Origin of the sequence: Cloacibacterium normanense (assembly GCF_003860565.1) — a bacterium.
Classification (GTDB): domain Bacteria; phylum Bacteroidota; class Bacteroidia; order Flavobacteriales; family Weeksellaceae; genus Cloacibacterium; species Cloacibacterium normanense.
The window spans coordinates 790,803-815,707 of record NZ_CP034157.1 but is presented as its reverse complement, the minus strand read 5'-3'; the positions used below and the strand labels follow the sequence as shown (position 1 = coordinate 815,707).

At 33.3% G+C, this 24,905-nt stretch carries 19 protein-coding genes and 1 pseudogene; 6 read left to right on the top strand and 14 right to left on the bottom strand.

The genetic code is table 11. The annotated features are described in order from the left end of the window. Positions 1-107 precede the first annotated feature (107 nt). Positions 108-1,763, top strand: a pseudogene (locus tag EB819_RS03765) (APC family permease); the annotation flags it as partial. 516 nt (positions 1,764-2,279) lie between these two features. After that, positions 2,280-3,634, top strand: a protein-coding gene (locus tag EB819_RS03760; protein WP_124878624.1) for an IS3 family transposase whose coding sequence is annotated in 2 segments (ribosomal slippage) — positions 2,280-2,754 and positions 2,754-3,634 — 1,356 coding nt in all. Because the reading frame shifts where the segments join, the coding sequence is not laid out codon by codon here. Between the two features lie 48 nt (positions 3,635-3,682). Here EB819_RS03760 and EB819_RS03755 read toward each other — a convergent pair. Both EB819_RS03755 and dgt read right to left on the bottom strand, forming a co-directional pair. Further along, on the bottom strand, positions 3,683-4,615 hold the full coding sequence (locus tag EB819_RS03755) for an SPFH domain-containing protein (protein ID WP_069796811.1): 933 nt from the start codon (positions 4,613-4,615) through the stop codon (positions 3,683-3,685). Positions 4,616-4,800: 185 nt separating this feature from the next. After that, positions 4,801-6,159 (bottom strand): dGTP triphosphohydrolase, encoded by a 1,359-nt coding sequence (gene dgt, locus EB819_RS03750; protein WP_069796813.1) that lies wholly within the window; start codon positions 6,157-6,159, stop codon positions 4,801-4,803. A gap of 48 nt (positions 6,160-6,207) precedes the next feature. Here dgt and EB819_RS03745 point away from each other — a divergent pair, with 48 nt between their 5' ends. The 3 genes from EB819_RS03745 (at position 6,208) to EB819_RS03735 (ending at position 8,675) form a co-directional block, all read left to right on the top strand. Then, positions 6,208-7,302: a hypothetical protein gene (locus tag EB819_RS03745; protein ID WP_069796815.1), complete on the top strand. Its 1,095-nt coding sequence runs from the start codon at positions 6,208-6,210 to the stop codon at positions 7,300-7,302. A 32-nt stretch (positions 7,303-7,334) separates the two neighbouring features. Next, a complete protein-coding gene (locus tag EB819_RS03740; protein ID WP_069796817.1) occupies positions 7,335-7,985 on the top strand; it encodes a DUF1003 domain-containing protein in 651 nt (216 codons plus the stop codon). 162 nt (positions 7,986-8,147) lie between these two features. Continuing rightward, entirely contained in the window at positions 8,148-8,675 is a 528-nt protein-coding gene (locus tag EB819_RS03735; protein WP_069796819.1) for an Lrp/AsnC family transcriptional regulator, read from the top strand. A 46-nt stretch (positions 8,676-8,721) separates the two neighbouring features. On the opposite strand, the gene argH is transcribed toward EB819_RS03735, so the two are convergent. The 12 genes from argH to tpx all read right to left on the bottom strand — a co-directional run bounded on the left by argH (position 8,722) and on the right by tpx (position 22,478). Next, the gene (gene argH, locus EB819_RS03730; RefSeq protein ID WP_069796821.1) at positions 8,722-10,032 is read right to left on the bottom strand and encodes an argininosuccinate lyase; all 1,311 of its coding nucleotides are present in this window, start codon (positions 10,030-10,032) and stop codon (positions 8,722-8,724) included. 496 nt (positions 10,033-10,528) lie between these two features. Beyond that, a complete protein-coding gene (locus EB819_RS03725; protein ID WP_069796822.1) occupies positions 10,529-11,629 on the bottom strand; it encodes a M20 family metallo-hydrolase in 1,101 nt (366 codons plus the stop codon). Continuing rightward, the gene (gene argB / locus EB819_RS03720) at positions 11,589-12,392 is read right to left on the bottom strand and encodes an acetylglutamate kinase (RefSeq protein ID WP_069796824.1); all 804 of its coding nucleotides are present in this window, start codon (positions 12,390-12,392) and stop codon (positions 11,589-11,591) included. Before argB ends, EB819_RS03725 begins: the two co-directional genes overlap by 41 nt. A gap of 98 nt (positions 12,393-12,490) precedes the next feature. After that, a complete protein-coding gene (locus EB819_RS03715; protein ID WP_069796825.1) occupies positions 12,491-13,432 on the bottom strand; it encodes a Rossmann-fold NAD(P)-binding domain-containing protein in 942 nt (313 codons plus the stop codon). Between the two features lie 181 nt (positions 13,433-13,613). Continuing rightward, positions 13,614-14,750 (bottom strand): aspartate aminotransferase family protein, encoded by a 1,137-nt coding sequence (locus EB819_RS03710; protein WP_069796827.1) that lies wholly within the window; start codon positions 14,748-14,750, stop codon positions 13,614-13,616. A gap of 111 nt (positions 14,751-14,861) precedes the next feature. Next, positions 14,862-15,821, bottom strand: a complete 960-nt coding sequence (gene argC / locus EB819_RS03705) for an N-acetyl-gamma-glutamyl-phosphate reductase (protein WP_069796829.1) — start codon at positions 15,819-15,821, stop codon at positions 14,862-14,864. Then, complete coding sequence (gene argG / locus EB819_RS03700) at positions 15,814-17,010, bottom strand: argininosuccinate synthase (protein WP_069796831.1); 1,197 nt, start codon at positions 17,008-17,010, stop codon at positions 15,814-15,816. The genes argC and argG overlap by 8 nt, the downstream gene beginning before the upstream one ends. A gap of 13 nt (positions 17,011-17,023) precedes the next feature. After that, positions 17,024-17,599, bottom strand: a complete 576-nt coding sequence (locus tag EB819_RS03695; protein ID WP_069796833.1) for an acetyltransferase — start codon at positions 17,597-17,599, stop codon at positions 17,024-17,026. 254 nt (positions 17,600-17,853) lie between these two features. Next, positions 17,854-20,712, bottom strand: a complete 2,859-nt coding sequence (gene gcvP / locus EB819_RS03690) for an aminomethyl-transferring glycine dehydrogenase (protein WP_069796834.1) — start codon at positions 20,710-20,712, stop codon at positions 17,854-17,856. A 90-nt stretch (positions 20,713-20,802) separates the two neighbouring features. After that, a complete protein-coding gene (locus tag EB819_RS03685) occupies positions 20,803-21,444 on the bottom strand; it encodes a J domain-containing protein (protein ID WP_069796836.1) in 642 nt (213 codons plus the stop codon). Positions 21,445-21,502: 58 nt separating this feature from the next. Further along, a complete protein-coding gene (locus EB819_RS03680) occupies positions 21,503-21,919 on the bottom strand; it encodes an SRPBCC domain-containing protein (RefSeq protein WP_069796838.1) in 417 nt (138 codons plus the stop codon). 61 nt (positions 21,920-21,980) lie between these two features. After that, on the bottom strand, positions 21,981-22,478 hold the full coding sequence (tpx, locus tag EB819_RS03675; protein ID WP_069796840.1) for a thiol peroxidase: 498 nt from the start codon (positions 22,476-22,478) through the stop codon (positions 21,981-21,983). Positions 22,479-22,625: 147 nt separating this feature from the next. On the opposite strand from tpx, the gene EB819_RS03670 reads away from it, so the two are divergent. Continuing rightward, positions 22,626-24,845: an NADP-dependent isocitrate dehydrogenase gene (locus EB819_RS03670; RefSeq protein WP_069796843.1), complete on the top strand. Its 2,220-nt coding sequence runs from the start codon at positions 22,626-22,628 to the stop codon at positions 24,843-24,845. The last annotated feature ends 60 nt before the right edge of the window (positions 24,846-24,905 follow it).

The window sequence follows — 24,905 nt, the reverse complement described above, 5'->3', positions numbered from 1 at the left end:
TTAAGAATCAAATTTTTTATCTAAAAAAAGAGATAAAAAAGACAAATAAATCTACATTTTTCAGATTTTTAATTACATTTGTTACTTTGTTATTTTAAAAATCAAGAATGAATCAACTTTTCAGAAGAAAACATTACACTGGAAAAGAGCATAAATCTGAACTGATTAGAGCTCTCGGTACTTGGGACATTGTATTTTTTGGTTTAGCTGCCATCATTGGAGCTGGGAGTTTCAGTAGTTTAGGTGAGGCTATTTTCCGAGGCGGACCTGGTGTAATTTCCCTCTATATTATTTGTGCTATTGCATGTGCTTTTACGGCAATGTCTTATGCGGAATTCGCCAGTAGAATTCCTACTGCAGGAAGTGCATATACTTATGCTTATGCCAGTTTCGGCGAGTTAATCGCTTGGATTATTGGTTGGGCGCTGATTATGGAATATTCCTTTGGAAATATTTATGTCGCTTTTTCTTGGAGTGATTATTTTACGTCTTTTATAGAAAGATTAGGTTTCGGAATTCCAGATTATTTGAGTACCAGTTATACAGAAGCCAAAAAAGCATTTATGGCAGGTTCTCAAAATCAAGAATTGGTAAACGCATGGAAATCTGCTCCCATCATTGCTGGAATTAAATTTATCGTAGATATTCCTGCTCTGATTATTAATGCTTTAATCACTTGGTTGGTTTATATCGGGATTAAAGAAAGTAGAAATTTCAATAACTTATTGGTTATCTTAAAGTTAGCTGTAATATTTTTAATTATTGCTGTAGGGATTTTTTACATTAATTCTGAAAATTGGGTTCCTACGAACAATGAAGGTGTGAAATCTTTTATGCCCAATGGTTTTACAGGAGTCATGAGTGCTGTAGCAGGTGTTTTCTTTGCTTACATCGGTTTTGATGCATTGAGCGTACTTTCTGAAGAAACCAAAAATCCCGAAAAAACTTTACCAAAAGGAATGATTATTTCTTTGGTTTTGAGTACCGCAATTTATATTGTTTTGACATTAGTATTAACAGGAATTGTAGATTACAGAAAATTTGAAGGAATCGGCGATCCATTGTCTTTTATTTTCGCTGCTCAAAATGCAAATATTCCGTGGATGGAATTTGTGGTTTCTGTAACCGCTATTGTAGCGATTACTACGGTTTTATTGGTTTTCCAAATGGGACAGCCAAGAATTTGGATGAGCATGAGTAGAGATGGATTAATGCCGAAAAAATTTGCAGAAATTCACCCAAAATATAAAACTCCAAGTTTCGCTACTATTATTACAGGAGTTGCTGTTGGTTTACCTATTTTATTTACGGATAAAACCTTTATTTTAGATTTTACCAGTATCGGAACTATTTTCGCATTTGTATTGGTAAATGGAGGAATTTTATTGATGCCACAAAAAGAAAAATTAAAAGGTAGATTTCACTTGCCTTACATCAATGCTAAATATATTTTCCCTATATTATTTATCGGTGGATTAGTAGGTTTCTATTTTTGGCAGCCAGAGTTTTTCCATAATTTATGGAACATTACAGATGAGCATGAAGGTGAATTTAGGCTTTCTATCATCATTTTTTTAATTATTAATTTAGCTTTAGTAGTTTTGTCTTATCTCAAAAACCTTTCTCTAATACCATTATTAGGCTTAACTTCTTGTCTGTATTTATTAACAGGAATGACGCACAACAACTGGTTTTGGTTCGGATTATGGTTTTTATGCGGATTATTAATTTATTTCATGTACGGAAAAAAACATAGTAATTTAACAAATAAAATAAAAGAATTTAGTTTTAATAGAATAGAATTTTTTATAAATCAAACAGTGATTGCTTTAATAATCCTCTTATTTAATAACAAACTAAACTCATTACAACTTTTAAAAAATGATGACATACATATTTTAATATTCTTCTATATGTTTATGTGTTTATTAAGTATTATTAATTCAATTGGAAGATTAAATAATTTAAAGCTATCAAAATTATACTCCATCTTAATTCTCATCCCAATTATAAATATTATTTTTATTTTATTTTTAACTTTTAAAAAATCAAATTATTTAAAATAAAGAAATTAATAACAACATCATTTTGAAAATGAAATTTTAGAAATTTTAAGAAAGAATAAAGTAGATTATGATGAGAAATATTTATTTGATTAAAAAATAGGATTAAAATCCTATCTTATTTCTCATCGCCACTTCGTGGCTCTGCAAAACAAAAAAATCCCGAGAATTTTGGACTGCCCCCAAAAAGTTAGACACTTTTTAGGGGTATTTTTTATGGGAAAAAGTAAATATTCATTAGACTTTAAATTAAAAGCTATAAAGAGATATCACAAAGGGGATATTGGAACAGACGATTTAGGAAAACGCATTGGAGTTTGTGGTTCATTGGTTCGTAAATGGATAAAATTTTATGAACTTTATGGAGTTTCAGGACTTGTTCGGCTTTCCAATACGCATTACACAAAAGATTTTAAATTAAAGATTTTATCAGTAATTGAGAAAGAGAATTTAAGTTTAAAAGAAGCGTCGAGAAGGTTTAATATTCCTGCGGAGTCCAGTATTCTTAGTTGGCAGCGTAATTACAAAAAAAATGGTATTTTAGGTTTAGAAAACAGACCCAAAGGAAGACCTAAAACCATGAGTAATTACAAGCGAAAAAAAAAGAAAACAGGCAAGCCCTTAACAAGGGAGGAAGAACTGTTGGAGAGGATTTATTATTTAGAAGCCCAGAACGCCATTTTAAAAAAGTTAGACGCCTTAATTCAGGAAAGGAAAAATCCAAAGCCATCGAAGAGTTAAGGCAGGACTTTGATTTAGCAGTACTACTGCATTGTACATCGATGGCAAGAAGCAGTTTTTATTACTATCAAAAACGCTTTCAAATGAAAGATAAATATGCGGAAATAAAAGAAATGATTAAGCAGATTTATCATCGTCACAAAGGAAGGTTGGGCTATAGAAGAATTACTTTGCTTTTGAAAGAAAAAGGAATTTTGATTAATCACAAAACTGTTTTACGACTTATGAAAATATTAGGTTTAAAGAGTATTATCCGAGTGAAGAAATATAAATCTTACAAGGGAGAGCAAGGGAAAATTGCGCCCAATGTTCTACAGAGGAATTTCAAATCGGACGCTCCTAATCAGAAATGGGCAACCGATGTTACAGAGTTTAATGTATCGGGTAATAAACTTTACCTATCTCCAATCATCGATTTATTTAATGGTGAAATTGTCAGTTTTGACTTATCTGAAAGACCTGTGTTTAGCCAAATCATCAGAATGCTAAAGAAATCATTCAGAAAAGTAAAATCTACACAGAACATCATTCTACATTCTGATCAAGGTTGGCAATATCAAATGAAACATTACCAAAACTTGTTAAAAGAAAAAGGTATTATTCAAAGTATGTCCCGAAAAGGAAACTGTTTGGACAATGCGGTGATAGAAAACTTTTTTGGAACGATAAAATCAGAAATGTTTTATACCAGAAAGTTTGGTTCCATTCAGGAACTTAAGATCGAAATAGTGAAGTACATTCACTATTACAACAATGATAGAATAAGACTCAATCTCAAAGGAAAGAGTCCGGTACAGTACCGAACTCTTTCCTTTGAGAATATTGTTTAATTTTGTCTAAACTTTTGGGTGCAGTCTATTTCTCGGGATTTTTTATGATTAATGATTATGTTGTTTTGGTGGAGGTGGCATTTTTCCTTGATCTGCTTGTTCTAATTTATTTGCCGCAGTCATGGCTACCATCATATCATTAAGCATATTGCTTGCAGCAGTAGGAGAATTAGGCAATAAAACCAAGTTACTTCTATTGTTTGCACCTACAGAATGTAGCGTATCATAATGCTGTGTCACCACGATTAATGCAGATGCTTCTTGAGAACCGATATTCACATTATTCAGCATTCTTACTGATTCTTCTAAACCTTTTGCGATTTCTCTACGTTGGTCTGCAATACCTTGACCTTGTAATTTTTTAGATTCAGCTTCTGCCTTTGCAACGGCTACAATTCTAATTCTTTGCGCTTCAGATTCATATTCTGCAGCTGTTTTTTCACGTTCAGCAGCATTAATTCTGTTCATGGCATGTTTCACTTGTTCATCTGGGTCAATATCTGTCACCAATGCTTTAATGATATCATAACCATAAGATTGCATCGCTTCTTGCAACTCACCTTTTACCGCAATTGCAATGTCATCTTTTTTCACGAAAACATCGTCTAATTTTAGTTTAGGAACTTCGGCTCTTACTACGTCAAAAACATAAGATGTAATTTGATCTTGAGGATTTTCTAAACGATAATACGCATCACCAACTTGATTTCTAATCACTTGATACTGCACAGAAACTTTCATTTTAAGGAAAACATTATCCAAAGTTTTGGTATCAATCATCACGTCTAACTGCTGAATTCTAAGATTCATTCTTTTTGCAATTTGATCTACAAAAGGAATTTTAAGATGAAGACCAGATTGTCTTACCGATTGAAATTTACCAAAACGCTCTACAATTGCCGCTGTTTCTTGTTTTACAGTGAAAAAAGAAGTGAATAAAATAACGAGTCCCAAAAAGACTAAAACGCCTAATACTTCCATAGTTTATTGTTTTTATATATTTTCTAATAAGTCTTGAAATGTTCTTTAAAGTTACGAAATATTTCTAAACTCGTGAAATTATAAAGTCGTGAAGTCGTGAAATCGTGAATTTGCTGATTTGTAAAACTTGGAGAATTCATTATTAACAATTCTTTCCTGGCTCTTTTTAATTGGCTCTTACAAAATTACATCGTCATTCCTATATCAATTCCTTTAATTTTTCTATACAAATCTGTTGCAAAATTGTCCGTCATTCCAGAAACGAAATCCAGGACTCCGAGAACTTTCTCATAAACCGTTCCATCTTCATAGATAAATTGTGAAGGAATCAATTGTAATGCTTTTTTCTCAAAACCTTTACGCTCTGATTTTTCTTTAATAATCGGCGGAATAAAATGGTTCAAAAGTTCATACATTACGTTGTAACCAGCATTTTCTATTTCTACCACACTTCTGTGACCATATATTTTTTCGATAGAAAAACGTTCCACTTCTTGAAAAGATTCACTCTCAGATTTAAAAATATCTAGCAAAGCTTTATTTAAAGTTCCGTCTATAATTTCAGAGAAATGTTGTTGATATAATTCTGTAGATTTATTGATGAGTGCATTAATCACTTTGGCTCTCAGATAAGAAATTCTCTCATTTTTATTCGAAAATAAAAGCAATTTTTCAGCACTTCTTTTCGCATCTTTTTCGTTGACAGATTTTATCAAATCCATGAAAAGATTTTCGCAGTCAGCAGTAGAAATAATTCCCAATCGGTGCGCATCTTCCATGTCGATAATGTTATAACAAATATCGTCTGCTGCTTCTACTAGCCAAACAAAAGGATGACGTTTAAAAATCGTTGGTTCTTCGCTTTCCACCATCATTTTGGTAGCATTCGCAATATTCAGAAAAGTCTGTTTTTCACTTTGGAAAAACCCAAATTTCTTGCGATTAACGTGACCTTTTTTCTTAGCAATCGCTTCGCAAGGATATTTGGCAATACTTGCCAAAGTAGTATAGGTAAGCTGAGTTCCACCTTCGTCTTTACCCGTTTGTTTGTGAGTAAGAATTCTGATAGCATTGGCATTTCCTTCGAAATTTACCAAATCTGCCCATTCTTTTTCAGTGAATTTTGGCTTTAATTCTGATTCATTCTTTTCAAAAAAACTAGCAATTGCATCTTCACCAGAATGTCCGAATGCTGGATTGCCAATGTCATGACAAAGACAAGCCGCTGCAATCACATTATTGAGATTATAGAGATAGAAATTTTTAGAATCTTCGGTGAGTTCGTTTTCAAAATTTTGAACGATAAATTCGCCTGCAAGACTCCCCAAACTTCTACCCACAGAAGAAACTTCTAGCGAATGCGTGAGACGATTGTGCACGAAAACACTTCCTGGAAGCGGGAAAACCTGAGTTTTATTTTGTAATCTTCTGAATGCCGAAGAAAAGATAATTCGGTCAAAATCTCTCTGGAAATCTGTACGTGAAACAATGTTCTGAACGTGATTTCCGGTTCTCTGATTGGTAAAAATTGTGTTTAGAATCATAATCTAATTCAAAAATAAGTCTTAAATTTAATATCTAAAAATTTAGCTATGAAATTTTTAAATTTTTTATTCTTGGCGGCGATTATTTCTTGCGATAAAAAACCAGAAACTTTCAATCAGAAATCTATTGAAGAGAATTGTTTCCAAATTGTAAAAGTGGGTAAAGAAACTCCCAAAAAGCAATATGTAGAACCATCAAAAGAAGATATTTTACAGAATTTTCCGAAACATATTCATTTTGTAACCAATGAACACAAAAACAGCTTTGAAAATGTTCTAAAACACAATGAAATTGAAATAAAAAAACAACAAGAGTATGTAAAAACCAATGAATATAAAATCTATTTCAAAAAGTTTTATGAAGAACTTCCTGAATTTGAATATTTAGCAAGAAATAGAGAATTTGCACTCGCCAAAAATAAATACGGACTTTGGCTCATCGAAAAAACTGGAAATCAAAAAGCGAAACCTTATTTTCTTGGACTTACCCAAAATGCTTTTGTGAATTACGATTTTAATGCACCTAATTTCACATTTTTGAGTGAGAATGCTGTTCATTTAAGCGGAAGCATCGTGAAAGTTACTCGACTTTCGTCTTTTCCTATTTTGCCAAAATATGAAATGATAAAAGATAATGTAGAATTTTCTATTCAACTTGCTGAAATTAAAAAAGACAGTGACCAAGATGGTTACAATGATTTGTTTGAACAATTCATTGGTTTAAATCCAACCCAAAAAGATAGTGATGATGATGGAGTCAATGATTTCGAGGATGCTAATCCTCGATACGCATCTGTTTCTTCTAAATTCTCTGCAATGTACGAAGCCATCGTAGATGAAACTTCGCCAAAAACGCATTACAGTTTCACAGAAGTCTTGACCGACTGTGATTATTTCAATCAAATCAATCCCAAAAATAGAAAATTCCTTTTTTATAACACCGAAGAACAAATTCCTATTAAAGAAGATGTTTTAGACCATTTTTTCAGTGTAAAATACAGCAAAATTTCTGAAAATAAATTCTATCCTAATACTTATGATATAGATTATGCTGATCAAAAAGGTTCAGGAAGCATTAGCGCAGAATTTATCAATGGAAAATGGAAAATTTCTAAAAAAACCAATCTCTATTTTGGTGTTTAAGCACAGTAAAAACTTCATAAAATTTAATCAATATGAGTACTTTCAGAAGTGATTTATCTGGGAAAGAATTTCCTGAAAACGAAAAAATTTCCGCTAAAAATATCAGACAATCTTTGCTTCATTTTATCAATAAAACGCATCCAAATTTTTCTAAAAGTTGTTTTTTGAGCATTGAAGAAATGAACGAATACCGAGAAAAATATATCTCTGAATTTCTCAACAAAAAATTAGGAAACCTAACCGAAGTAGAAAAACAAGTCATTCAATCTGTTTCTAAAAACACCATGATTTCTACAGAAGTGGAAGAAGATGAGCAAGAAATTACTTTTGGTCAAAAATTGGCAGATAAAGTAGCCGAATTCGGGGGAAGTTGGGGATTTATTATCTTTTTCATGACCTTTTTAGTTGCTTGGATTTCACTGAATGTTTTTTGGCTTTCTAATCATGGTTTTGACCCTTATCCATTCATTTTATTGAACTTAATTTTATCTTGTATTGCGGCAATTCAGGCTCCTGTGATTATGATGAGCCAAAACCGACAAGAAGAAAAAGATAGAGAACGCGCCAAAAAAGATTACAAAATCAATTTAAAAAGTGAACTAGAAATCAGAGAATTACACGAAAAAATAGACCATTTAATCATTCATTATCAACAAGATTTACTCGAAATTCAGAAAACCTAAATAGACCTTTTAGAAAATATTTTACATAATGTAAAAAAAGAGTAAAATAAAATTTCTGAAAATGTTTTTAAGCTAAAGTTTTACTTCAACGAGTAAGAATTCTGTTAAAAAAATTAAAAAATTTAGTGTATATTTGTTTCTGAACCACTATAAATAAAGCTAATGAGTCAAAATTTAGATCAAAAAGATTTACAAATATTAGATTTACTTCAAAGAAATTCTAACTATTCGGTAAAAGAAATCGGCGAGAAAATTGGCTTATCTTTTACCCCAACTTACGACAGAATTAAGTATTTAGAAAAAAATGGTTTTATAGAAAAATATGCTGCTATTCTCAATCGTAAGAAAATAGGCATCGATTTAGTGGCTTACTGTAACGTGACGATTAGAAATCAATCGAAGCAATCGCTAGATGAATTTGAGCAAGAAATTAGACAGTATGATGAAGTACAAGAAGTCCTCAGTTTGTCTGGAACTTATGACTATATGTTGAAAATCGCCACCAATAACATTGATACATATAACAATTTCATTACCAATGTATTAGCAAATACTCCAAATATTTATCAATATCACAGCAGTATTGTTCTGAACGAAATCAAAAGAGAAAACACTTATAAACTCTTAGAAAAAGAACATCAACTGGATATGGAAAATGAGAAAAATTCGTCTAAAAAAAATAAGCTTTAAACCAATACAGTTTAAAGCTTTTTTAATTCAATTATTCCACTCCATCCTATTTAAATTTCTCAAAAACTTTTGAGAATTCTTCTTTAATTTCTTCGTTGCAAAGATTTCCGATGCTTCCTTCGTGCTTATGATTTAAATTTTTATGAGGTTCAAAATTTTGATTTTCAATACTTTGACCAACTTGCACATAAGCATCACGGAACGAAACTCCATTCAAAACCAAATCATTTACATTCTCCACACTGAAAAGGTATTGATACTTTTCGTCTTCCAAAATATTATCTTTTACTTGAATGTGATTCAAGGTATATTCCGTAATGTAAAGACAATCTTTGATGGTATTAATTGCAGGAAAAAGCACTTCTTTGGTCAATTGCATTTCTCGGTGATAACCAGAAGGTAAATTATTGGTCAACAATGTTAATTCCGTAGGAATACCTTGCAAAATATTGCATTTTCCACGAATTAATTCAAAAATATCTGGATTTTTTTTATGTGGCATAATGCTGCTTCCCGTAGTGAAAGTATCTGGAAATGTGATAAATCCGAAATTCTGATTCATGTACAAACAAACATCATACGCTAATTTGCTCAAAGTATGCGCAATAGCTGAAATGGCAATTGCCAAAGTTTTTTCAGATTTTCCGCGTGTCATTTGTGCATAAACTACGTTGTAATTCAGTGTTTCAAATTCCAGTAATTCTGTAGTTAAAGTACGATTAATCGGGAACGAAGAACCATAACCAGCGCCAGAACCTAAAGGATTTTTATTGGTGATTTTATAAGCCGCCAAAAGCATTTCTAAATCGTCTATCAAAGCTTCTGCATAAGCTCCAAACCACAGTCCAAAAGAGGAAGGCATCGCAATTTGAAAATGTGTATAACCGGGAATGAGCTTATCTTGATGCTGATTGCTTAATTTTTGTAAAGTTTGGAAAAGATTTTTTACCAAATCTTTAATTTCTAGAATTTCGTTTTTGAGGAAGAGTTTAATATCCACCAAAACTTGGTCATTTCTAGAACGCGCAGAGTGAATTTTTTTACCAATATCTCCTAATTTCTGCGTCAGTTGAAATTCTATTTGAGAGTGCACATCTTCTATTCCTTCTTCGATGACAAATTTTCCTTCTTTTATTTGAAGTGCAATATTATCTAATTCATCTAAAATTTTTGGCAATTCAGATTCTTCAATCAGACCAATAGTTGAAAGCATTTTAACGTGTGCTTTATTGCCCAAAACATCGTATTTTGCGAGTTGCAAATCAAATTCTGCATCTCTGCCAATGGTAAATTTTTCTACCAAAGCAGCATGCTGATTTTCGGATAAATTATTTTTTTGCCAAAGTTTTTTGCTCATTTTTGTATTTTTTAAACGCAAAGACACAAATTAATTTATATGTTTTATTTTTAACAATTTTTCTTTCGATTTCGCCCTTTCAGGGCTATTTTGTTATCTTAACATTTTCATAATGCTTTGCCCTATGCTATTGATTTCGCCGCTTCGCGGCTTATTAACTTTTAAATTAATAAATTTAAGTTAAAAGTTTAATTTTTACCATTAAGACTATATTAAGATATTAAGACAATTAAGTTTTTGCCTTTGGCAAATTGATGAATTAAAGATAAAATATCCTTAAATATTCTTTTAATAAACTTAATTTCTTAATGAAAAACTTAATGTTTTTATAATTAAATATAATTTTATAACTATATATTTTTCAACAATACTTTCTCAGTTACCATTGTTGAAAGGTGCAGCCCGACTTGAGCGGAAATCCTTTTTTTTGCGGCTGGAAAAGCTTTGGCAAAAAAAAGATTGGGAGCGGAAGGCGGAAAAAGCTGCCCAAATTATTTTAAAAAACTATTTTTGATAGTAATTGAATGTAAATTTTTACACCATCTAAAATTTCATCTACATAAATAAACTCGTCACTGCTATGAGAACGAGAAGACAAACCTGGTCCCATTTTAAGCGACGGAAACGGAATCACAGCTTGGTCTGAAGTGGTAGGCGAACCGTAAGTAGTTCTGCCCAATTCTAAACCTGCCTTCACAATAGGATGCTCCACAGAAATAGACGAAGAATTTAACCTAAAACTTCTAGCTTCTGCTTTACTTTTTATATTTTCTCTGATAATTTGCAACACTTCTCTATTGCTGTATTGGTCTGTAGTTCTAACATCTATGGTAAAAGTACACGTATTAGGAACCATATTATGCAATTTGCCCGCATTAATGACCGTAACCGTCATTTTTACGTCTCCTAAAACTTCAGAAGTATTCGGAAACTGATAATTTTTAATCCATTCAATATCTTTCAAAGCGTTGTAAATGGCATTATCATCATTAAAATGAGCAGCGTGAGAAGAAGTTCCCGAAGCTTCACAATCTACCACCATCAAGCCTTTTTCGGCAATTGCCATTTGCATTTCTGTAGGTTCGCCTACAATTGCAAATTCTAAATTTCCGAAATGCGGAAGCACCGATTCTACTCCATCTAAACCCGAATTTTCTTCTTCTGCAGTTGCTGCGTAAATGAAATTGTATTTTAAATCTTTAGCATTATAAAAATATAAAAAAGTCGCCATCAAAGAAACCAAAGCTCCACCTGCATCATTACTGCCTAAACCGTAAAGTTTACCATCCTTAACAATCGGTGTAAAAGGGTCTAAAGTATAACCAGAATTAGGTCTTACCGTATCGTGGTGAGAATTGAGCAAAATGGTAGGTTTTTCGGGAGAAAAATTTTGGTTAAAAGCCCAAACATTGTTTTGTTGACGATGAGTTTTTACCCCTTTTTCTTGAAGATATTTCTCGATTAAATCAGCCGTTTTGTCTTCTTCTTTGCTGAAAGAAGGGATAGAAATGAGGTTTTTGAGCAATTCAACCGCGTTTTCGCCAAGTTCTAAAAAATTATTGGGTGATTTCTGTTCCACTGGTTCTGTTGTTTTCATTAATTAGTTTCTTCAAAAAAGTTTCTTTGAGGATAAAAACGGATTTTACGCCTTTTTCTATTGCTGCAAAAGCGTTATCTATTTTTGGAATCATTCCGTCATTGACGATATTTTTTTCTTTGAGTTGAATGTAAGTTTCTGGCGTTATTTTAGCAATAACTGAATTTTCATTTTCTACATTCTCTAAAACTCCGTTTTTCTCAAAACAATACGCCAAATTTACTTCAAAATGTGCGGATAAAGCAACTGCTAAACTCGACGCAATAGTATCTGCATTGGTATTGAGCAAATTACCTTTTCCATCGTGTGTAATGGCACAAAAAACAGGACAAATATCCTCAGAAATTACTTTTTCTAAAAAATTAGCGTTAATTTTTTCGGTTTCTACATCTCCTACCCAACCGAAGTCTATGGTTTTCACAGGTCTTTTGTGCGCTGGAATAAGATTGGCATCTGCTCCAGAAAAACCTATAGAATCTAAACCATTTTTCTGTAAAGCAGCCACAATATTTTTATTGATTAAACCTGCATAAACCATCACCGCAACATCTCTAGTTTCCTCATTGGTGATTCTTCTGCCTTCAAAAAACTCCTGTGGAATTTCTAGTTTTTCGGCTAGTTTGGTGGCTAATTTTCCACCACCGTGAACTAGAATTTTTGGTTTTTGAATTTCAGAAAAATCCTTCAAGAAAGCTCCTAACTTTTCTGGATGGTCTATTACGTTTCCACCAATTTTGATGATGTATAGTTCTTGTTTTTGCACTTCTATTTTTTTTTATTCTCTCGCAGATTGAGCAGATTAAGCTGATATATTTACAATTTTATTAATCTGCCAAATCTGCTTTATCAGCGAGAAAAACATTACAAAATATTTTTCAAAACTGCTTGTGCAGCGAACAATCTGTTGTATGATTGTTCAAAAATCAATGATTGTTCAGAATCCAAAACCTCATCACTCACTTCTACATTTCTTCTGACAGGCAAACAATGCATTGGTCTTCCGTTATTGGTGATTTTCATTTTTTCTTCGGTAAGCATCCAATCATCATAACCTTCTGCTACTTTTCCGTAATCATTAAATGAACTCCAATTTTTAATATACACAAAATCAGCATCTTTCAACGCTTCTTCTTGATTATTAGCCACTTGAGTATCGCCAACAAAAGCTGGGTCTAAATCTAAACCTTCAGGATGTGTAATCACAAAATCTACATCTTGTGCATTCATCCATTCTACAAAAGAATTGGCAACAGCGTGTGGAATTGGTTTAATGTGAGGTCCCCAAGTTAAAACCACTTTCGGTTTTTTGGTTTCCTTCCATTGTTCTTTAATGGTAATGGTATCTGCCAAACTCTGCAAAGGATGTCTGGTAGCCGCTTCCATAGAAATCAATGGTTTATTGAGATACTTTTGGAAAAGCGTTAAAATCTTTTCTTCGGTGTCTGATTTTTTATTTTTTAAATCTGCAAAACATCTGATTGCCACAACATCACAATACTGTCCGATAACCGTAGCCGCATCTTTAATATGTTCTACAGTAGTGCCATTCATAACTGCTCCATCTTCAGTTTCCCAAGCCCAAAAATCTTGTCCAGCATTGAAAGTCATCACTTTAAAACCTAAATTTTCAGCCGCTTTTTGAGTACTCATCCTTGTTCTGAGGCTAGAATTCATAAAGATTAAGCCTAAGGTTTTTCCTTTAGCCAAATGTTCGTCCTTCAAGGGTTTTTTTTTGTATTCTAGAGCATCTTGAATGAGGTTTTCAAGATTTTCTACGTCATTTATAGATAGAAACTGTTTCATTTTATATTTATTTTAAACGCAAAGGTTTAATATTAATTTATGTTTTATTTTAAGAAAGCAAAGGCATAAATGCTTCGCTAAGCTTTGTGTTTATGGTTTCCCGCAGATTAAAAAGATTTTTAGAGATTTATGGAAATTTAATATCCAAAAATTGTAAATCCAAAATCTTAAATCTAAAATTCTAATATTCGTTTAAAATTTGGATTAAAGCATCTGCAAATTTCTTCACGTCTTCTTTTTTCACATTCAAAGCAGGTAAAACTCTCAAAGTATTTGGTGTAGAAGCATTACCTGTCAACATTTTGTATTCTTTAACCAATCGAGTTCTTACTTCGTTGCAAGGAAAAGCCAAGTCAATCCCAATCATCAAACCTTGATAACGAATTTCTTTGATATTTTTTTGATTTTGAAGCAAAGAAACCAAGTAATCTCCCACTTCTTGAGCGTTTTGCAATAGATTTTCTTTTTCAATCACCTCTAAAACCGCTTTGGTAGCAGCACAAGCTAGGAAATTCCCTCCAAAAGTAGTTCCGAGTAAACCGTAGGAAGCTTTAAACTTCGGAGAAATTAAAATTCCCGCAACAGGAAAACCATTTCCCATTCCTTTTGCCATAGCAATAATATCAGGAGTCACACCAGCATTTTGATGCGCGAAAAATTTACCGCTTCTTCCGAAACCAGATTGAATTTCGTCTGCGATGAAAACTGCATTGTTCTCATTACACAATTGATGAATTTTCTGTAAAAATTCGGTAGTTGGAATTTGAACACCACCAACACCTTGAATTCCTTCTACGATAACTCCAGCAATATCTGAATTGGTTTTGAATTCATTTTCCAAAGCTTCCAAATCATTGAAAGGAAGCTTGATGAAATTTTCGGATTGATTGACTGGTGCTACAATTTTCGGATTGTCTGTACAAGCTACAGCTGCTGCAGTTCTTCCGTGGAAAGCTCCAGAAAAATAAATAATTTTCTTTTTTCCGGTGTGGAAAGAAGCCAATTTAATGGCATTTTCATTGGCTTCAGCACCAGAATTGCAAAGGAAAAGGGTATAATCGTCATAACCAGACAACTTGGTGAGTTGTTCAGCGACTTGATTTTGAATCGGAATTTTCACATAATTGGAATAAAAACCGATATTGTTGAGTTGTTCTGTAATGTATTTTACATACGTTGGGTGAGAATGTCCGATGGAAATCACGGCGTGACCGCCATATAAATCTAGATATTCTGTTCCGTTTTCGTCCCAAAAATAGCTTCCCTCAGCTTTTGCTGGAGTTACGTCTATTAGAGGATATACATCAAAAAGTTTCATTTTTATTTATGATTTACGATGTTTGATTTACGATTTTTAAAAACTTTGTCAAAGATTAATTTTAAATTAAAAGAGCTTTGACAAAGTACCTTTCATTTTTACTTTTTATTGCTAAAAAGCGATAGATTTGAGTTTCAAACCTGCGTTTTCGGGAAACCCGAAAGATATATTCATATTATGAATAGCTTGTCCTGAAGCGCCTTTCAAGAGATTATCAATAGCGGAATGCACTACTGCAAAATCTCCGTTTTTTTCAATATTAATCAAGCACTTATTGGTGTTGACTACTTGTTTCAGATTGATTTCTTTTCTTGAAACCGTAGTGAACATTTGTCCTTCGTAGAATTTTTCATACAATTCAAACAATTCTTCTAAAGAAAGTGAAGTTTTGAATGTAGAACTCACAAAAATTCCTCTCGCAAAATCTCCTCTCCATGGAACAAATTGCACCGAAAATGGCACTTTACTCAAGTCTTTTAATTGAAAATTTATCTCGCCTAAATGTTGATGCGTTAAAGTCTTATACGCCGAAATATTATTTTGTCTCCAACTGAAATGCGTGGTTTCAGAAAGTGATTTTCCAGCGCCAGTTGCGCCAGTAATTCCTGTAGTATAAATTTCCGAAACCTCTTGATTTTCTAAAATTGGAATAATTCCTAATTGAATTGCAGTAGCGAAACAACCAGGATTTGCAATCAATTTCGCCCCTTTCAATTGAGTCGAATTCAATTCTGGAAGTCCATAAACAAAAGCATTTCCTTGATACGTTTCTCCAATTCTGAAATCGTTTCCTAAATCTATGACAACTGCGTTTCCAATGTTATTATTTTCGAGCCAAATTTTACTTTCTTTATGAGGTAAAGCCAGAAAAAGAACATCTGCATCGGTAGAATTATCAATAAATTCTAAATCAATTTCTCCGATTAAATCTTGGTGTAAATCGGTTACTTTTTTTCCCACATTAGAATAGCTCGTCACAAACGAAAGTTCTGCATTGGGATGATTGAGCAACAAACGAATCAGTTCGCCACCAGTATAACCAGTTCCACCAATAATTCCTGCTTTAATCATTATTTTCAGCGTTTACTTGATGATAAATCGACAAATAATTGGTGTAAATTTTTGAAAAACCTTTCACGTCTTCACCGCTCCAAGATTTATTCATTTCTCCATAACTTCCGAATTTAGAAGTCATTAAATCATATTTAGACTCAATTCCGTTCAGTTCAAAACGATAAGGAAGAAGCGTGACAAACACTTTACCTGTAACATTTTTCTGAGAGTTTTCCATTAATTTTTCAATATCTCGCATCACAGGGTCTAAGAAAAGAGCTTCGTGGAGCCAAGTTCCGTACCAATCTGCCATTTGAGATTTAATCATCAATTGGTATTTAGAAAGCACGTGTTTTTCCAGCAAATGATGAGCCTTTAACGTTAAAATAGCACCAGCTGCTTCGAAACCTACTCTACCTTTAATCCCAATAATCGTATCGCCAACGTGAGTATCTCTACCAATCGCAAATTCTGAAGCAATTTCATTCAATTTAACAATCGCTTCGGAAGGATGAGAAAATTTTTGGTCATTAATTTTAATTAAATGTCCTTTTTCAAATTCTAAAGTCAATTTTTCAGGATTTCGCTTCTTTAATTGAGAAGGATAGGCTTCTTCTGGCAAATTGCTATGAGAAGTAAGCGTTTCTTTTCCGCCAACCGAAGTTCCCCAAAGACCTTGATTAATAGAATATACTGATTTGGTGTAATCACCTGAAAATCCCTTTTCTGTTAAATATTGAATTTCCGCTTCGCGAGAAAGTTTCAAATCACGAATCGGCGTGATGATTTCCATTTGCGGACAAACAATATTGAAAATCCCATCAAAACGAACTTGGTCGTTTCCTGCGCCTGTACTTCCGTGAGCGATGGCTGTTGCACCGATTTTAAGCGCATATTCTGCTAAAGATTTCGCCTGAATGGTACGTTCTGCACTTACAGAAAGTGGATAAGTATTATTTTTGAGAACATTTCCGAAAACCAGATATTGAATACAAGAATCGTAATATTCTTTCACTACATCTAGACACGTAAAAGTTTTAGCACCAAGTAGCATCGCTTTTTCCCTTAACTTCTCTACTTCATCTGCATTAAAACCACCTGTATTTACCGTAACTGCATGAACTTCGTAGCCTAAATCTTGTTGCAAATAAACTGAGCAAAAAGATGTATCTAAACCTCCGCTAAATGCTAAAACAACTTTTTTCATTTTTACTTTTTTTCTAAAAATTATTCAAATAGTAATTTAAATCTTTCTTCGTTTTATCTTTTGGGGGAACAAACAACATTCCCGTGCAAAGGCAATTTTTCCTTCCTTTGCTTTGTAAAATAGAATAATTGACACAACTTTGGCAACCATCCCAAAACTGATCATCTTGCGTAAGTTCCGAAAAAGGAACAGGATGATAACCCAACCTTGAATTAATTTTCATTACCGCCAAACCTGTGGTAATTCCAAATAATTTAGCATTTGGATATTTTTCTCTGGTCACATTAAACACAGATTCTTTAATTCTACTTGCTAAACCAATATTTCTATACCTTGGCGAAACAATCAATCCCGAATTAGAAGCATAGTCACCATTGGTCCATGTTTCGATATAGCAGAATCCTGCCCAAATTCCATTGTGTGTGATTGCGATAACCGCATCGCCTTTTTCCATCTTCTCCTTAATATATTCTGGAGATCTTTTAGCGATACCAGTTCCTCTAATTTTGGCAGACTCTTCCATTTCTTTTACAATCTCGTCTGCAAAACAAAAATCATCAGCGGTTGTTTTTCTAATGATAAATTCCATTTAAATAAATAGTTTTAGAGTGCAAATATACAAATAAAGTTCAAATAAAAGATTTTTTATCTTTATTTTTAAATAATTAAAAGATAATTTATTGTTAAAATAATCTTATTTGACAGTTTTTATTTGTTTTAATCTTAACGCATTAATATAAAACCATTGATTATGAAGATTTTACAAACAAGACATCTACAAACAAAAAAAATCGCTAAAAATGAATTTAGCGATTTAAAATATCTGTAAAATTTACGTTTATCTTACATGTAGCTTTCTATTGGCTCACAAGTACAAACCAAATTTCTATCTCCGAAAGCTTCATCTACTCTAGATACAGAAGCGAAGAACTTATGTTCTCTCACCCATTCTAGCGGATAAGCTGCTTTTTCACGAGAATAAGGCTTGTCCCAAGCATCAGAAATCACTACTTGTTCTGTATGCGGAGCATTTTTTAATACATTATTATGAGCATCTGCTTTTCCTTCTGCAATTTCTTCAATTTCTGCTTTGATAGCAATTAAAGCTTCAGCGAATCTGTCTAATTCCGCTTTAGATTCTGATTCTGTAGGCTCAATCATCAACGTTCCAGCAACTGGGAAAGAAACTGTAGGAGCATGGAAACCATAATCCATCAAACGTTTTGCAACATCTGCCACCTCAATTCCTAGTGGTTTAAACTGACGGAAATCTACAATACATTCGTGAGCAACTCTACCTTTTTTATTTGCATATAAAATTGGGAAATGCTCTGCTAAAACTTCTTTTAAATAGTTTGCGTTGATGATTGCAAATTCTGTAGAATTTCTCAAACCAACTGCTCCTAACATTTTAATATACGCATAAGAAATATTAAGAACCAACGAAGAACCATAAGGCGCAGAAGAAATAGCATCTATTCCTTGACTTCCACCTGTTGGAATATTAGGATTTTGAGGCAAGAAAGGCACTAAATGTTTTGCTACACAAATTGGTCCAACTCCTGGTCCACCTCCACCGTGGGGAATTGCAAAAGTTTTGTGAAGATTTAAGTGACAAACATCTGCACCGATATTTCCTGGTGAAGTGAAGCCAACTTGAGCATTCATATTTGCACCATCCATGTAAACTTGACCACCATTTTCGTGGATTAAGTCTGTAATTTCTTTTACGTTATCGTCAAAGAAACCATAAGTAGATGGATAAGTAATCATGAAAGCAGATAAATTATCTTTATGCTCTTCCACTTTAGCTTTTAAATCTTCGAAATCTATTTGTCCGCCTTCTAGATTTTTTACCACCACTACTTTAAGACCTGCAATTACCGCAGAAGCAGGATTGGTTCCGTGAGCAGATTGAGGAATTAAACAAATATTTCTGTGACCTTGACCGATAGATTTTTGATATGCTCTAATTACCATCAAACCAGCATATTCACCTTGAGCTCCAGAATTTGGTTGAAGTGAAGTTGCCGCAAAACCTGTAATCGTAGCCAAATCTTTTTCTAAAGTTTTGATTAATTTCTGATAACCATCAGCTTGGTTAATAGGCACAAACGGATGAATTGCGCCCCAATGTTCCCAAGAAAGTGGAATCATTTCTGTAGCTGCATTCAGTTTCATGGTACAAGAACCTAGAGAAATCATAGAATGCGTCAATGATAAATCTTTTCTTTCGAGACGCTTAATATAACGCATCAATTCTGTCTCTGTATGATATTTATTAAAAACTTCTTCTTTTAAGATATCGTCTTTTCTCAATAAATTTTCTGGAAGTGTAGAAACCGCTTTTGGCTCTAATTTGAAACCTTGTTTTTGCTTAAATTGTGCAAAAGCAGCCACTACTTTATCAATCTTTTCGGTAGTTGTAGTTTCATTGATAGAAATACTTACAAAACCTTCAGTAAAATAATTTAAATTGATTTTATGATCTAGCATTAATCTCTTTAACTTATCTTTTTCTTCTTCAGACATACTGATTTTAACCGTATCAAAAACTGGCTCTTTCACCGTATCATATCCTAAAGCAGATAGCGCATCTCTTAAAGCATTGGTTTTAAAATGAATTTGGTCTGCAATATATTCTAAACCAGCTTTACCGTGATAAACAGCATACATAGAAGCCATTACCGCTAATAAAACTTGAGCTGTACAAATGTTAGAAGTTGCCTTTTCACGTTTAATGTGTTGTTCTCTGGTTTGCAAAGCCATTCTCAAAGCACGTTTTCCGTATGCATCTTGAGTTACCCCAATAATTCTTCCCGGAATATCACGTTTATATTCTTCTTTACAAGCAAAAAACGCAGCGTGAGGACCACCATAACCTAATGGAATACCAAATCTTTGCGTAGTTCCCACTGCACAATCAGCTCCCATTTCTGCAGGTGATTTTAATTTCACTAAAGCAAGCGGATCACAAGCCACTACTACTTGAAGATTCAATGCTTTATAATTTGAAATTAACCCCGTATAATCAATCACAACACCATTTTTACCCGGATATTGTAAAATAGCTCCGAAAAATTCTGCATTAAGCTCAAAATTTTCATGACTACCAACAATTATATCTATTCCTAAACCATCAGCTTTGGTTTTAAGAACCGCAATGGTTTGAGGTAAAACCAAATCAGAAACAAAAAACTTATTGGCTTCTGCTTTTTTCTGGTCTTTTGTTCTGTTTGAAAAGAACATACTCATGGCTTCAGAAGCTGCAGTTCCCTCATCTAATAGAGAAGCATTCGCTAAATGAAAACCAGTAAGATTGGTAATTAATGTTTGATAATTGAGCAACGCTTCTAATCTACCTTGTGCAATTTCTGCTTGATAAGGTGTATAAGCGGTGTACCAACTAGGATTTTCTAAAATATTTCTCTGGATAACACTTGGCAAAATACTGTTATGATAACCAAAACCAATGTAAGTATCATAATCTAGATTTTTAGCAGCCAACTCTTTAGAATGCTGAAGCATTTCGTACTCAGATAAAGGAGCAGAAATATCTAATTCATTTTCTAATCGAATTGCATCTGGAATAGTTTGAGAAATTAATTCTTCTACAGAAGAAACGCCAATTTTTTGCAACATAGCGTTTTTATCAGCTTCATTGAAGTTGATGTGACGGTTCACAAATTGCTGTGTGTTCATAAAAATTTTAGGTATTATTTTTACTTTTTGTAAGTTTCGTAAAAATAAGGATTTTTTTATGAATGGTAAAATTCTATTTTTCTATGAAAACTATTGAAGAAAAACCAAGTACAGAGCTATTGCTAAAAGGATAATAGCCAATAACTTATAATAAAAACGAGCGTTAACCTCTTCCTTTTTTTGTGGTACAGACGTAGAATTTTGAGCAGGAACATCCTCTTTTATAGATGTTTTTATTTCCCCAGAAACTTCGGTGATGGTAATTCCTTGAACTACTGTTTTATGCAATAAAGTATTGGTAGCATGAAGAATAATCTGAAACTTACCTTCTTTATCAAACTCCTTAATTCTAAATTTTCTATCGCCTTGAGACTTTTCTAAACCAAATGGCGTGATTTTCACCAAATCTGCATCATAAGTTTGCCAATGAATGGTAATTTCGTCGCCTTTTTGTGCTCTAATTTTATCGGCGTGAAAGTTTTTAATTTTTGGAGGAAGCATTGATTTTTGACTTCTTTGGAAACTCCCAAATCTCTGGTCATAAACTTTTCTAGAATCTTCATCCATCAAAGTTTCATACGCTTCTTTTATTTCTCTGAAACGGTCTGTAAAAAACTCATCATTTTCGTTTTTATCAGGGTGATATTTCAGCGAAAGTTTACGATACGCTTTTTTAATGTCTTCAGAAGAAGCATTCGGTTTTATTCCTAGAAAATAGTAGTAGTCTTTCAATGGATTGATGATTGAGGAGCAAAAATATAAAAATAAGTTTTTATGAAAAAGGAAACCGCTAAGAGCTTCCTTCTGTATAATTTTTAAATTGATTGAGAATGCTTTGCCATCCTTGTTCTTGCATTTCCAAAGCATTAATCATTTCTGGCTCGAAGCGTTCGAAAACCTCAGTAGTATTTTCGTCAATTTTATGAAAAAACACTTCTACTTTTCTGCCGTCTTCTATATGATATTCTATTTTTTGAAGCGGAATGATTTCCGTATAAGTCCCATGAAAAACAAAACTTGCTGATTTGTCTTTAGCAGCCATTGTATAGAAAAATTCGCCACCAATTTCTAAGTTGTTTTCAGCTTTCGGACAGTGCCAACTTTCGTGTGCAAAATTCCAATTCACAATATGTTCTGCTTCGGTAAAAAACGCCCAAACCTTTTCTATTGGTGCATTGATGGTGGCATTTACTATAAGTGGTTCCATATTTTATTCATTTAAATTAAAAAAGCGCACTAAAAAGTGCGCTTACACAAAAAATTTAAATTTATTTTACAGCTTCTAAAGCTGCTGCATAATTAGGCTCTTGAGCTATTTCTGGAACTTGCTCTGTATATTTTACAGTTCCGTTTTCGTCTAAAACCACCACTGCTCTACTTAACAAACCTTTAAGCGGAGAGTCAACAATCGTTAAACCATAAGTCTCGCCAAAGTTTCCTCTGTAGTCAGAAAGATTCATTACATTTTGAAGTCCTTCTGAAGCACAAAATCTACCTAAAGCGAATGGTAAATCTTTAGAAACATTTACCACAACTGTATTATCTAAAGCAGATGCTTCTTCATTAAATTTTCTAGCAGAAGCTGCGCAAACTCCTGTATCGATACTCGGAAAAATATTAAGTACTACTTTTTTACCAGCAAAATCAGACAATGTTTTTTCTGATAAATCTTCTGCAACCAATGTAAAATCTTGTGCTACAGTTCCTAGTTCTGGTAAATTTCCTGAAGTGTGAATTTCGTTTCCTTGTAATGTAATATTTGCCATTTTTTTATTTTTTATACTTTGTCAAAGATATAGTTTTTACCCATAATAAATAAAAGGAATTATAAATACATGTATTTCATATTTTCTATAAAAAACACTAAATTTGCTAACTTCTTAATTTTAAACAATTAAAAACTCAGAAATATAATGTCTAACAATTCAACAATCATCTATACGTATACAGATGAAGCGCCAATGTTGGCAACTCACTCATTATTACCAATCATTCAAAAATATGCTTCTACTGCTGGAATTAATGTAGAATCTAGAGACATTTCTTTGGCTGGAAGAATTTTGGCAAATTTCCCAGAATATTTAACAGAAGAACAAAAAACTGCAGACGCACTTGCAGAATTAGGAGAATTAGCGACTAAACCAGAAGCTAATATCATTAAATTACCGAATATTTCTGCTTCTGTTCCGCAATTAGAAGAAGCGATTGCAGAATTACAAAAACACGGTTATGCAGTACCTAATTATCCTGCCGAACCAAAAACCGAAGAAGAAACTGCTATCAATAAAAAATATGCTAAAGTTTTAGGAAGTGCTGTAAATCCTGTTCTAAGAGAAGGAAACTCAGACAGAAGAGCGCCTAAAGCTGTTAAAAACTACGCAAAAGCACATCCTCACAGAATGGGAGTTTGGACTGCAGATTCTAAAACTTCTGTTGCTCACATGAATAATGGAGATTTCTACGGTACTGAAAACTCTACCACTGTAGAAAACGAATGCAAATACAGAATTGTATTCTACGGAAATGATGGTTCATCTAAAGTTTTAAAAGATTTTGCTCCTTTAAAAGCTGGTGAAGTAATCGATTCTTCTGTGATGAATATTGCTGCATTAAAATCTTTTGTAAAAGAAGCCATCAAAGAAGCAAAAGAAAAGAATGTATTGCTTTCTGCCCACTTGAAAGCAACAATGATGAAGGTTTCTGACCCAATTATTTTCGGGGCGATTGTAGAAACTTATTTTGCAGATGTTTTTGAAAAATATGCAGCAACTTTCAATGAATTAGACATTAATCCTAACTTTGGTTTAGCTACCCTTTTCGAAAAAATTGCTGGTCATGCTCAAGAAGCTGAAATAAAAGCAGACATCGAAAAAACGATTGAAAACGGACCAAGAATTGCGATGGTAAATTCTGATAAAGGAATTACCAATTTCCACGTCTCTTCAGATGTAATTGTAGATGCTTCTATGGCTGCTTTAGTAAGAGGTGGCGGTAAAATGTGGAACAAAGAAGGAAAAGAAGAAGATACCGTTTGTATTATTCCAGACAGAACTTATGCTGGTTTCTATGATGCTATTGTTGAAGAAATGAAACAAAACGGCGCAATAGACCCAACTACTTTCGGAACGGTTCCAAACGTAGGTTTAATGGCTCAAAAAGCTGAAGAATACGGTTCTCATGATAAAACTTTCCAGATTTCTGGAGAAGGAACGGTAAAAATTGAAGACGAAAACGGAACTACCCTTTTAGAACAAAACGTTCAGAATGGTGATATTTTCAGAATGTGCCAAACCAAAGATGCTCCTATCCAAGATTGGGTAAAACTAGCGGTAAACAGAGCGAGACTTTCTAACACTCCAGCTATTTTCTGGTTAGACAAAGGAAGAGCTCACGATGCACAAATCATCAAAAAAGTAGAAAAATATCTTCAAAATTACGATTTAACGGGTCTTGACATCAGAATTATGGATGTAAAAGATGCCATGCTCGAAACTTTAAAAAGAGGTAGAGAAGGCAAAGACACGATTTCGGTTTCCGGAAACGTTTTAAGAGATTATTTAACCGACATGTTCCCAATTTTAGAGCTTGGAACTTCTGCTAAAATGCTTTCTATCGTTCCATTGATGAACGGTGGTGGTTTATTTGAAACTGGAGCTGGTGGTTCTGCACCAAAACACATTCAACAATTCTTAGAAGAAGGTTATTTAAGATGGGATTCTCTAGGTGAATTCTTAGCTTTACAAGCGAGTTTAGAGCACCTTTCTCAGACTCAAAATAATCCTAAAGCTCAAGTTTTAGCTGATGCTCTTGACGAAGCGAATGCTAAATTCTTAGCAACAGATAAATCTCCTGCAAGAAAAGTGGGCGGAATAGACAACAGAGGTTCTCACTTCTACTTGGCTATGTATTGGGCTGAAGCTTTGGCAAACCAAACTGCAGATGCTGAATTAGCGGCTACTTTTGCTCCAATTGCTCAATCAATGCAAGAAAACGAAGCAAAAATCAATGAAGAATTGATTGGAGCGCAAGGAAAATCGCAAGACATTGGTGGTTATTATCAACCAGATTCTACAAAAACTTACGCAGCTATGAGAGCTTCTGCTACATTAAATGCAATTGTAGATTCTTTATAAAATTCTAAAATTTAGATTTTAAATTATAAACAAAATCCGAGAAAAACTTCTCGGATTTTG

Coding starts and splice junctions, on each gene's coding strand:
- argC (WP_069796829.1), bottom strand. CDS start 15,821: ATGATTAAAGCAGGAATTATTGGTGGAACTGGTTATACTGGTGGCGAA.
- argG (WP_069796831.1), bottom strand. CDS start 17,010: ATGAAAAAAGTTGTTTTAGCATTTAGCGGAGGTTTAGATACATCTTTT.
- EB819_RS03680 (WP_069796838.1), bottom strand. CDS start 21,919: ATGGAACCACTTATAGTAAATGCCACCATCAATGCACCAATAGAAAAG.
- EB819_RS03715 (WP_069796825.1), bottom strand. CDS start 13,432: ATGAAACAGTTTCTATCTATAAATGACGTAGAAAATCTTGAAAACCTC.
- gcvP (WP_069796834.1), bottom strand. CDS start 20,712: ATGAACACACAGCAATTTGTGAACCGTCACATCAACTTCAATGAAGCT.
- dgt (WP_069796813.1), bottom strand. CDS start 6,159: ATGATTCTAAACACAATTTTTACCAATCAGAGAACCGGAAATCACGTT.
- EB819_RS03740 (WP_069796817.1), top strand. CDS start 7,335: ATGAGTACTTTCAGAAGTGATTTATCTGGGAAAGAATTTCCTGAAAAC.
- EB819_RS03670 (WP_069796843.1), top strand. CDS start 22,626: ATGTCTAACAATTCAACAATCATCTATACGTATACAGATGAAGCGCCA.
- EB819_RS03725 (WP_069796822.1), bottom strand. CDS start 11,629: ATGAAAACAACAGAACCAGTGGAACAGAAATCACCCAATAATTTTTTA.
- argH (WP_069796821.1), bottom strand. CDS start 10,032: ATGAGCAAAAAACTTTGGCAAAAAAATAATTTATCCGAAAATCAGCAT.
- tpx (WP_069796840.1), bottom strand. CDS start 22,478: ATGGCAAATATTACATTACAAGGAAACGAAATTCACACTTCAGGAAAT.
- EB819_RS03745 (WP_069796815.1), top strand. CDS start 6,208: ATGAAATTTTTAAATTTTTTATTCTTGGCGGCGATTATTTCTTGCGAT.
- EB819_RS03710 (WP_069796827.1), bottom strand. CDS start 14,750: ATGAAACTTTTTGATGTATATCCTCTAATAGACGTAACTCCAGCAAAA.
- EB819_RS03695 (WP_069796833.1), bottom strand. CDS start 17,599: ATGGAATTTATCATTAGAAAAACAACCGCTGATGATTTTTGTTTTGCA.
- EB819_RS03735 (WP_069796819.1), top strand. CDS start 8,148: ATGAGTCAAAATTTAGATCAAAAAGATTTACAAATATTAGATTTACTT.
- EB819_RS03755 (WP_069796811.1), bottom strand. CDS start 4,615: ATGGAAGTATTAGGCGTTTTAGTCTTTTTGGGACTCGTTATTTTATTC.